9 protein-coding genes are annotated in these 7613 nt (G+C 65.5%); 3 read left to right on the forward strand and 6 right to left on the reverse strand.

Annotation, left to right across the window (positions count from 1 at the left end; all coding sequences use genetic code 11):
- The first annotated feature begins 158 nt into the window (after nucleotides 1-158).
- From rpsF to rpsR, 3 genes are read left to right on the forward strand one after another with little or no spacing between them, the layout of a single operon-like run.
- On the forward strand, nucleotides 159-455 hold the full coding sequence (gene rpsF / locus QZS21_RS08255) for a 30S ribosomal protein S6 (protein ID WP_295582247.1): 297 nt from the start codon (nucleotides 159-161) through the stop codon (nucleotides 453-455).
- Nucleotides 456-468: 13 nt separating this feature from the next.
- Nucleotides 469-921 carry a single-stranded DNA-binding protein gene (gene ssb, locus QZS21_RS08260; protein WP_295582249.1) on the forward strand — a complete coding sequence of 151 codons (453 nt, stop codon included), beginning with the start codon at nucleotides 469-471 and terminating at the stop codon, nucleotides 919-921.
- A gap of 24 nt (nucleotides 922-945) precedes the next feature.
- Nucleotides 946-1197, forward strand: a complete 252-nt coding sequence (gene rpsR, locus QZS21_RS08265; protein WP_235228553.1) for a 30S ribosomal protein S18 — start codon at nucleotides 946-948, stop codon at nucleotides 1195-1197.
- Between the two features lie 317 nt (nucleotides 1198-1514).
- Here the strand turns inward: rpsR and QZS21_RS08270 are convergent, their stop codons facing one another.
- The 6 genes from QZS21_RS08270 to thiD form a co-directional block, all read right to left on the reverse strand.
- Nucleotides 1515-2711, reverse strand: coding sequence for an ABC transporter permease (locus QZS21_RS08270; RefSeq protein ID WP_295582253.1), 1197 nt, complete (start codon nucleotides 2709-2711; stop codon nucleotides 1515-1517).
- Nucleotides 2708-3448: an ABC transporter ATP-binding protein gene (locus QZS21_RS08275; protein ID WP_295582255.1), complete on the reverse strand. Its 741-nt coding sequence runs from the start codon at nucleotides 3446-3448 to the stop codon at nucleotides 2708-2710. Before QZS21_RS08275 ends, QZS21_RS08270 begins: the two co-directional genes overlap by 4 nt.
- On the reverse strand, nucleotides 3448-5142 hold the full coding sequence (locus QZS21_RS08280) for an efflux RND transporter periplasmic adaptor subunit (protein ID WP_295582257.1): 1695 nt from the start codon (nucleotides 5140-5142) through the stop codon (nucleotides 3448-3450). Before QZS21_RS08280 ends, QZS21_RS08275 begins: the two co-directional genes overlap by 1 nt.
- A gap of 176 nt (nucleotides 5143-5318) precedes the next feature.
- The gene (locus QZS21_RS08285) at nucleotides 5319-5999 is read right to left on the reverse strand and encodes a TenA family protein (RefSeq protein ID WP_295582259.1); all 681 of its coding nucleotides are present in this window, start codon (nucleotides 5997-5999) and stop codon (nucleotides 5319-5321) included.
- Nucleotides 5996-6604, reverse strand: coding sequence for an energy-coupled thiamine transporter ThiT (locus QZS21_RS08290; RefSeq protein ID WP_295582261.1), 609 nt, complete (start codon nucleotides 6602-6604; stop codon nucleotides 5996-5998). The genes QZS21_RS08285 and QZS21_RS08290 overlap by 4 nt, the downstream gene beginning before the upstream one ends.
- Nucleotides 6601-7398 (reverse strand): bifunctional hydroxymethylpyrimidine kinase/phosphomethylpyrimidine kinase, encoded by a 798-nt coding sequence (gene thiD / locus QZS21_RS08295; protein ID WP_295582263.1) that lies wholly within the window; start codon nucleotides 7396-7398, stop codon nucleotides 6601-6603. The genes QZS21_RS08290 and thiD overlap by 4 nt, the downstream gene beginning before the upstream one ends.
- Nucleotides 7399-7613: the final 215 nt, after the last annotated feature.

A 7613-nucleotide genomic window follows, 5' to 3' on the forward strand; every position in this document is an offset into this window, starting at 1 on the left:
TTCCCGGAAAGGAAACGGTTTTTTGAAAAGATGGAAAAAGAGAAACTTTTCCTTGACATTTGCCAAGATTCATATATAATAATAAGGCTCGCAGTCTGCGGGCATATCCTTGCCCTCATCGTGGAATGAGGGCCATTTGTCCAAAAGGAGGTGCAAACATGGCAAAGGTTTCTGCCAATTATGAGGTCGTCTACATTATCGACCCTGCACAGGGTGAGGAGGGCATCGCCGCGCTGGTGGCGAAGTTCAAGACCCTGGCCGAGCAGAATGGCTCCGCCGTCGAGGTGGAGGAGTGGGGCAGCCGCAAGCTGGCCTATCCCATCAACTTCAAAAACGAGGGCTACTACGTGCTGATGAGCTTCAGCAGCGAGCCGTCCTTCCCCAGAGAGCTGGACCGCATTCTGCGGATCAACGACGGCATCATGCGTTCCCTGATCGTCTGTAAGGGCGAGTGAGGGAGGCGTTCACATGCTGAACAAGATCATCCTCATGGGCCGTCTGACCCGTGACCCCGAGCTGCGCCGCACGGGAAGCGGCACCGCCGTCACGTCGTTCTCCCTGGCCGTGGACCGGGACTTCAAGTCCCAAAGCGGCGAGAAGGAGACCGATTTTATCGACATCGTGGCCTGGCGGGCAACCGCGGAATTCGTCAGCAAGTACTTCACCAAGGGCCGCATGGCCGTGGTGGAGGGCCGGCTGCAAATCCGCGACTGGACGGATAAGGACGGCGGCAAGCGCAGAAGCGCCGAGGTCGTGGCCGACAACGTCTACTTCGGGGATTCCAAGCGCGACGGCGCCGCCGGCGATTACGGCGCGCCCCCTGCTTACGGTACGCCCGCTCCCAGCCGCGCCGCGGCGCCCCTGGGCGGTCAGTCCGACTTCGCCGAAATCGGCGAGGAAGACGGCGAACTGCCGTTTTGATTTTGATAAAGGAGGAACCATTTCATGGCTTTTGATCGTGAAGCTCGTCCCGCCCGTCCCATGCGCGGCAAGCGCCGGAAGGTCTGCCAGTTCTGCGCGGAGAAGTGCGAGAGCATTGATTACAAGGACGCCGCCAAGCTGCGTCGTTTTGTCTCTGAGCGTTCCAAGATTCTGCCCCGCAGAACCACCGGCACCTGCGCCATGCATCAGCGTCAGCTGACGGAGGCCATCAAGCGTGCCCGTCAGATCGCTCTGCTGCCCTACGTCACCGACTGACCTGGGCCCAACAGCCGATGAAAACAGCCTGTCCGGTAGGACAGGCTGTTTTTTTGTGCTGTCGAAGACGCGCCGCAGGCATTTGTCCGGGAGAGCTGCGGCCCATGGTGCGCACGCGCTGCGCGCCTTCGGCCACAGCCCGCCCGGCCCCTCGCCGCCCCGGCGGCGAAATGCTGGGCGGCTTCTTCGACAGGCTGTTTTTGCGTCCGTCAGTCCGCCCCCGGCGCGTATGCGCCGCCGCGTGGGCACCCGTCGATGCACGCTCGCAAGCCGTCGGTCCGCCTCCCGGCGCGTGTGCGCCGGAGGGCGGGATTGCTTTAGTCGTACCGCAGGGCGTCGATGGGGTTCAGCCCCGCCGCCTTCTTGGCGGGGAGGTAGCCGAACACCACGCCGATGCCGGTGGAGACGCCGAAGGCCACGGCCACCGCCGCCGCGCTGGGGCTGACGGTGAGATTGGTCCCCAGGATGTTGGTGATGACCGCCGTGGCCACGGTGGACAGCCCGTAGCCCAGGAGGATGCCCAGCACGCCCCCCAGGGCGGAGGTGGTGGCGGCCTCGATGACGAACTGGCGCATGATGGCGCCCTCCTTGGCCCCCAGGGCCTTGCGGATGCCGATCTCCCTGGTCCGCTCGGTGACGGACACCAGCATGATGTTCATGATGCCGATGCCGCCCACCACCAGGCTGATGGCGGCGATGGCCGCCAGAATGTAGATAATCATGTTCACCATGGAGTTCATGGTGTCCAGCATCTCCGACATGCTGATGACGGTGTAGGCGTTGTCGTCCTCAAAGATGTCGTAGAGGGCCGTTTCCACCACGGCCTTGGCCTGGGACACCTGGTCCTTGTCCTGGACGGTGAGGGTGAAGCTGTTGATGGTGCCGGTGTAGCTCATGCGGGCGGCGGTGGAGTAGGGGACGAACACGCAGTCGTCGGTGCCGCCCTCCTCCAGCTCCGTGGTCTCCGCCGCCATGACGCCCACGATTTTGAAGGTGCTGTTGCCGACCTTCAGGGTCTGGCCCAGGGCGCTGCCGCCGAAATAGGCCATGTTCAGATACTCCCCCACCACGCAGACCTTCTTCCGGTCCGCGATGTCCGTGTACTGGATGCCCCGGCCCTGGGCCACGGTGTAGCCCTTGATGGAGAAGTAGTCCTCGCTGACGCCGGTGATGCTGCTGGAGGAGAGGGTGTCGCTGCCGATTTTCAGGGCGTAGGACATGGTGACGGTGGGTGAGAGCTGCTTGAGATACTCCGGGTGGTCCTCCACCATCTGGTACATGTCGTCCTCGTCCACGCTGCGGGAGGAGCCCCGGCCCATGACCATCACGGTCAGGGAATCGGTGCCCATGTCGGAAAAGCTGTCCTCAATGTAGCCCTGCATCCCGTTGCCCAGACCCACGATGACGATGACGGCGCACACGCCGATGATGATGCCCAGCATGGTGAGAAAGGTCCGCAGCTTGCTGCTGAGGATGTTTTTGACGGCCAGCTGAAAGGTTTCGAGAAGGCTCAAGAGGCCGCGCCCCCCTTCCCCGCCATCTGGGGCGTGACCACGGCCTCCGGTGCACGGGCGTCCCCGTCGTAGACCACCCGGCCGTCCTCCAGCCGGATGATCCGCTGGGCCTGGACGGCGATGGAGTTGTCGTGGGTGATGAGGACCACGGTGTTGCCCGCGTCGTGGAGCTTTTGCAGCATGGTCAGCACCTCCCGGCCGGTGTGGGAGTCCAGGGCGCCGGTGGGCTCGTCGGCCAGGAGCACCGCCGGCTCCCCCACCAGGGCCCGGGCGATGGACACCCGCTGCTGCTGCCCGCCGGAGAGCTGGGCGGGCTTGTGGCGGAGCTTGTCGCCAAGACCCACCAGCTCCAAAGCGATTTTCGCCCGGTCGCGGCGCTCCGCCCGGGGCACCCCGGCGTACATCAGGGGCACCTCCACATTTTCCAGCAGCGTCAGCTTGGGCAGCAGGTTGTACTGCTGGAAGATGAAGCCCAGCATTTTGTTGCGGATGTCCGCCAGCTCGTTCTTGTTCATTTGCCCCACATCCTGGCCCCCCAGCAGGTATTTGCCGGAGGAGGGGACGTCCAGGCAGCCGATGATGTTCATGCAGGTGGATTTGCCGGAGCCCGACTGGCCCACGATGGCCACGAACTCCCCCGCCTGGACCTGGAGGGAGATGTGGTCCGCCGCCCGGATGACGGCGTCCCCCATCCGGTAGGTCTTGCAGACGTCCTGAAACTCAATCAGCGCGGCCATCAGAACCCACCTCCGGGGCCTCCGCCGCCAGGCATGCCGCCGCCTCCGCCGCCGGGGCCGCCGGAGATGGCCACCGCGCCGCCGGGGACGGCCATGGCCTCCATCATCATGTTGGTGCCGGAGGAGCTGGTCTGGATGTAGGCCACGGTGTCTCCCTCCTGCAAACCGGAGAGGACCTGGATATAGCTCTCGTCGCTGACGCCGGTCTCCACCGCCACGTAGACGTAGCCCTCCGGGGCCTCCTGGTCCAGGGCGTTGGCGGCGCTGGGAGAGGTGCTGGTGACGAGCACGGTGCCGCCCCGGTTCACGGCGCCGGCGGGAATGGCCAGGACGCCGGACTCCTGTTCCAGGACGATCTCCGCGTCCACGTTCATGCCCGGCAGCAGGCCGTCGGCCTCGTCGATGCGGACAGTGACGGGGTAGGTGGTGATGCCGCCGGAGGTGGTGCCCGCCACGGACACCTTGGTGACCGTGCCGGTGTAGGTCCGGCCCGCCACGGCGTCTGCGGTGATCTGCACCGTCTGGCCCACCGCCACGTCGCCGATGTCCAGCTCGTCGATGTTCATGGTCATCTCCAGATAGCTCAGGTCGTAGATGGTGCACAGCGTGCCGGTGGAGCCGCCCTCGATCTTGTCGCCGGCCTTGGCGCTCTTGGTCACCACGGTGCCGGAGATGGGGGCGGTCACCTGGTAGTCGTCCAGCTTCTCCTGGGCGTTCTGGAGGGAGGTCTGGGCGTTGCTGAGGCTGAGCTGGGCGTTTTCGATCTGGTCGTCCACGCCGTCGCCGGTGAGGGTGCAGATCCGGTCGCCGCTGGAGATGGCGTCGCCCGCCAGCCAGTTCAGGCCCGACACCTTGCCGGAGGCCTGGGCGGTGACGGTGGAGGCCTGGCTCATCTCAATGGAGGCGCTGCCGTAGCTGGAGTAGCTGCCGATGACGGCGCTGGCGGTGTAGCCGGAGGTCACTAGGCCGGGGTTCGTGGCCTTCACCCGGACGGAGGTGAGCATCTTGCCGGTGTCGGAGGCGGTGGCGCCGCTGGAGACCGCCGTCACGGTGCCGGTGAGGGTGCCGGCCAGGCCGTTGATAAAGATGGTGGCGGTCTGCCCCACGTAGAAATCGCTGTTGTCGGCGTAGGTGAAGAGGAAGTTGAAGTAGAGGTTGTTGTCCCCCACGATGCGCAGCAGCTCCGTCCCGGCGCTGACGCTGTCGCCGTTTTTCACGTACACCTCGCTGACGGTGCCGGTTATGTCCGCCGATGGGTACTTGGCCTTCACCGCGCTGTTATAGGACTTCTGGGCCTGGGCGTAGGCGTTCTGGGCCTGGGTCTGGCTGGAGGAGGCGTCGGAGGCGTCCATGGTGTAGAGCAGGGCGCCCTTTTCCACCAGATCCCCCTCCTCAAAGGTGTCGCTGAGAATCTCGCCGGACACCAGGGTGGAGACGGTGTAGGAGTCCGCGGGCTGGAGGGTGCCGCTGGAGCTGAGGGAGCGGGTGATGTCCCGCTTCTCCGCGGGGGCCTCCTGGTAGAGGGTGGCGGCGGAGGCCTGGGGGCCTCCCGTGCCCTGGAGGCTCAGGGCGGCGGTGGCCACCACCGCCGCGGCCACCGCCAGGGCGATCCACCGCTTTTTCAGATTCCGCCCCCGGAACCACCGTTTTTTCGGGGGAGTCCCCCGCGCTTCGTTCTGTACGACTTCTTCCATATCGTCTGCCGTTCCTTTCCTATGGTCTGTGGAGCCAGCATACGGGAGGAAGTTAAAACCAACCTGAAAGGACCGCCAAAAAATTTGTAAAGTTTTTGGTAAAAGCGCAGAAAGTTCCGGAAGTGCAGAAAACCGCCCGGCCGCAGCGCGGCCGGGCGGTGCGCCGCCGGGAGGGGTCAGGTTGCCGGTGCCAGGTCCGTCCGGGGCTGGGCGCTCATCTCCCAGAAGCGGTATTCGTGGAGGGAGCAGCTGCGGAAAATCTCCCGGCACCGGGCCTCCCGCTCCGGCGTCAGACCGGCGCAGGCCCGCTCCGTAAAGGCGGCCCAGGTTTTGCAGATGCTGTCGTAGCGTCCGCCGGCGTAGTCGCTGACAAACGGGCGGTAGGGGGTTTCCAGCACGCCGGGGTGCAGCCGCAGCATCTCGCCGAAGATCCAGCCGTAGCTCAGCATACACGGCAGGCACGCCATCATGCACTCGGCGGCGCCCTGGCCGTCCCGGGCGGCGGCGAGCATGTAGTCCACGTAGGCCCGGTTTTCCGGCCGCAGGGGCAGGGACTGAATGGCTTCGTCCCGCAGGCCGTAGCGCTTTAAGTAGTACCGCCGGGTGGAGTCCTCCGCCTCGTTGACGAAGGCCAGCAGGGAGTAGTAGGTGCGGATCTCCTCCATGTTCCGGGCGTGCAGCATTCCCCAGGCGAAGACCTTGGCGTACTCCCGCAGGTAGAGGCTGTCGTCCACAATGTAGCCCATAAAGCGGTCCTCCGGCAGCGTGCCGTCGGCCACGCCCTGGAGAAACGGCGTCCCCAGGCAGCTGCGCCAGATGGGCAGGCTCTGCTGGATGCAGGTGTCCAGAAAGCTCACAGTGCCCCTCCTTTCGCGGCTCTGCGCAGTGTTCCCAGGGGCAGGGCCAGCAGAATCAGCAGCGTGAGGGCGCCCTCCGGCACCTTGGAGGAGAGGTGGTAGGTCAGGCTGTAGCCCCAGGCGCCCCAGCCGTCCCAGGCGTTTTGGGAGAAGAAGACCACGCCGCTGAGAACCTGGCCGGTGAAGCGCAGGAGGATGGCCAGCAGGGAGCCGCACAGCACTTTTTTCCGGCTGTCGCCGCCGAAGATGCCGGCGTAGCCCAGGCAGGAGAAGCTCACCAGGTGCTCCACGAAAATCTGGGCCCAGTGGACCGGCTGCCAGACGGGAATCAGCACCATGGCCAGAATGCCGCACACCCAGCCGGAGACAAAGGCCAGCCGGTGGTCGTACACCAGGGCCAGCAGCATCAGCGGGAGCCAGGACCCGCAGGTGATGGTGGAGCCGGTGGGCAGGGGGATGAGGATGGAGGAGAGCACCAGCGTCAGTCCGCAGGCGAGCCCTCCCATGCACAGGGCCTTGGTATTCAGCCGCAGTCCCCGGCACAGGTACAGCGTGGCGGCCAGGTAGAGCGCGGTGAATACGGCGGCGATGAGGAGAGAGATCATCCCACGAAATCTCCCTTCAGATCAAACATGTGGTCCATGGGGCCGGGCCCCCGGCCCAGATCCAGCATGGCCCCCAGGGCGCCGGAGATGTAGGCCTTGGCCCGCTCCACGGCGGTGTCCAGGTCCATGCCCTTGGCCAGGTTGGAGGCGATGGCGCTGGAGAGGGTGCAGCCGGTGCCGTGGGTGTTGGGGTTTTGGATGCGCCTGCCGTGGAACCACCTGCCCGCGCCGCCGCGCCACAGCAGGTCGTCGGCGTCGCTGATCTGGTGGCCGCCCTTGCACAAAACGGCGCAGCCGTACCGCTCGCCGATGGCCCGGGCGGCGGCCTCCATGCCGGCGGCGTCGGTGATGGGCAGGCCGGAGAGCAGCTCCGCCTCCGGGATGTTGGGGGTGAGGACGGTGGCCAGGGGCAGAAGGCACTCCTTCAGCGCCTCCACCGCGTCCTCGGAGATCAGCCGGTCCCCGGAGGTGGCCACCATCACCGGGTCCACCACCAGATTCCCCGCGCCGTACTGCCGCAGCTTCCGGGCGATGGTCTCGATGAGGGCGGTGCTGGCGACCATGCCGGTTTTCACCGCGTCGGGAAAGATGTCGGTGAACACGCAGTCCAGCTGCTCCTCCAGAAATTCCGGAGTACACTCCACGATGCTCTTCACGCCGGTTGTGTTCTGGGCCACCAGGGCCGTGACCGCGCAGGTGGCGAAGACGCCGTTTGCCGTCATGGTCTTGATATCGGCCTGAATACCGGCGCCTCCACTGGGATCGGTTCCCGCAATGGTCAATGCTGTTTTCATAAAAAGCTCCTCTCTTTGACAGCACAGTTTTATGAGGCGATACAAGGTGGTGCCCCCAATGTACCGCCGGAAAGCGGCGCAGTGCCGCAGGTTCCCTATTTCTCGGGGCGGAGGTCCCCGTCCCGCCTGCTTGGGCGGCGGACGGCCGCCGGACAGCCCGCCGGGCGAGCCGTGCCGCCCAAACGGGCGCGGCTGGCGGCAGGGCGGAGGTACCG

Origin of the sequence: uncultured Oscillibacter sp. (genome assembly GCF_900544955.1) — a bacterium.
Classification (GTDB): Bacteria; Bacillota; Clostridia; order Oscillospirales; family Oscillospiraceae; genus Oscillibacter.

Coding starts and splice junctions, on each gene's coding strand:
- ssb (WP_295582249.1), top strand. CDS start 469: ATGCTGAACAAGATCATCCTCATGGGCCGTCTGACCCGTGACCCCGAG.
- QZS21_RS08275 (WP_295582255.1), bottom strand. CDS start 3,448: ATGGCCGCGCTGATTGAGTTTCAGGACGTCTGCAAGACCTACCGGATG.
- QZS21_RS08280 (WP_295582257.1), bottom strand. CDS start 5,142: ATGGAAGAAGTCGTACAGAACGAAGCGCGGGGGACTCCCCCGAAAAAA.
- rpsF (WP_295582247.1), top strand. CDS start 159: ATGGCAAAGGTTTCTGCCAATTATGAGGTCGTCTACATTATCGACCCT.
- QZS21_RS08290 (WP_295582261.1), bottom strand. CDS start 6,604: ATGATCTCTCTCCTCATCGCCGCCGTATTCACCGCGCTCTACCTGGCC.
- rpsR (WP_235228553.1), top strand. CDS start 946: ATGGCTTTTGATCGTGAAGCTCGTCCCGCCCGTCCCATGCGCGGCAAG.
- thiD (WP_295582263.1), bottom strand. CDS start 7,398: ATGAAAACAGCATTGACCATTGCGGGAACCGATCCCAGTGGAGGCGCC.